The organism is Proteiniborus sp. DW1, assembly GCF_900095305.1.
GTDB lineage: Bacteria > Bacillota > Clostridia > Tissierellales > Proteiniboraceae > Proteiniborus.
In genome coordinates, this window is sequence record NZ_FMDO01000023.1 from 1 (window position 1) to 564 (window position 564).

The following is a 564-nucleotide window of genomic DNA, read 5'->3' on the forward strand; positions in this document are numbered from 1 at the left end:
AATAATAACATGCGGGTGTAGCTCAGTGGTAGAGCCCCAGCCTTCCAAGCTGGTTGCGAGGGTTCGATTCCCTTCACCCGCTCCATAGGCGAATAACCATTAAAACATTCTAGATGTACCCATAGCTCAGCAGGATAGAGCAACGGCCTTCTAAGCCGTGTGTCCGGGGTTCGAATCCCTGTGGGTACGCCATAAAAATGTTGGGGTATAGCCAAGTCGGTAAGGCACCAGACTTTGACTCTGGCATTCGTAGGTTCGAGTCCTGCTACCCCAGCCAATGACCCATTAGCTCAGTCGGTAGAGCACCTGACTTTTAATCAGGGTGTCCCGCGTTCGAGTCGCGGATGGGTCACCACTAAAAAAATATAAAACATGGAGGGGTACCGAAGTGGTCATAACGGGGCGGTCTTGAAAACCGTTAGGGTGCAAGCCCACGTGGGTTCGAATCCCACCCCCTCCGCCAAAAAAACATGGAGAAGTACTCAAGTGGCTGAAGAGGCTCCCCTGCTAAGGGAGTAGGTCTCGTTAAGGGGCGCGAGGGTTCAAATCCCTCCTTCTCCGCCA

Annotated in this window: 6 tRNA genes; all 6 read left to right on the forward strand. The window is 52.8% G+C overall.

The features are described 5' to 3' along the window. Nucleotides 1-11: 11 nt before the first annotated feature. The 6 genes from DW1_RS05330 to DW1_RS05355 all read left to right on the forward strand — a co-directional run bounded on the left by DW1_RS05330 (nucleotide 12) and on the right by DW1_RS05355 (nucleotide 564). Nucleotides 12-85 (forward strand) — tRNA-Gly (locus tag DW1_RS05330). Between the two features lie 30 nt (nucleotides 86-115). Further along, a tRNA-Arg gene (locus DW1_RS05335) sits at nucleotides 116-192 on the forward strand. Nucleotides 193-201: 9 nt separating this feature from the next. Further along, nucleotides 202-277: transfer RNA gene (locus DW1_RS05340), tRNA-Gln, on the forward strand. 2 nt (nucleotides 278-279) lie between these two features. Then, nucleotides 280-355: transfer RNA gene (locus DW1_RS05345), tRNA-Lys, on the forward strand. Between the two features lie 19 nt (nucleotides 356-374). Continuing rightward, nucleotides 375-463 (forward strand) — tRNA-Ser (locus DW1_RS05350). Between the two features lie 9 nt (nucleotides 464-472). After that, nucleotides 473-564, forward strand: a tRNA-Ser gene (locus DW1_RS05355).